1 protein-coding gene is annotated in these 355 nt (G+C 49.6%); it reads right to left on the bottom strand.

Annotation, left to right across the window (positions count from 1 at the left end):
• Positions 1-355 (bottom strand): cytochrome d ubiquinol oxidase subunit II (locus AAEY75_RS14295; protein ID WP_352259936.1); only part of this gene is annotated, 355 nt, incomplete at both ends.

Here is a 355-nt window from a genome sequence, read left to right as displayed (position 1 = left end):
GTATACAGACGATTGCTCGCCTCTAAGCCTTGCACCAACGCCCCAAGCATAATACCCTGCGAGAATGTCGCCACTACTGAGCCGACGAAAAAGAACGTATCCCATACATGACGACGTGAAGAGGCTTTGAAACGGAACTCAAACGCCACTCCGCGCATAATAAGACCAAATCGCATGGCAGTCACAGGCAGGTATAAACCGGTCATGATGATGCCATAAGCCACTGGGAAAGCAGCGAACAAACCACCACCACCCAATACCAACCAAGTCTCATTACCATCCCAAAAGGGAGCAATAGAGTTCATCATACGGCTACGGTTTTTGTCTGAGCCGGCAAAGGGGAACAAAATACCAC

The organism is Psychrobacter sp. TB55-MNA-CIBAN-0194, from assembly GCF_040309505.1.
GTDB lineage: Bacteria > Pseudomonadota > Gammaproteobacteria > Pseudomonadales > Moraxellaceae > Psychrobacter > Psychrobacter fozii.
Note: the sequence above shows the minus strand (reverse complement) of the source record. Positions and strands in the feature narration are given on the sequence as shown.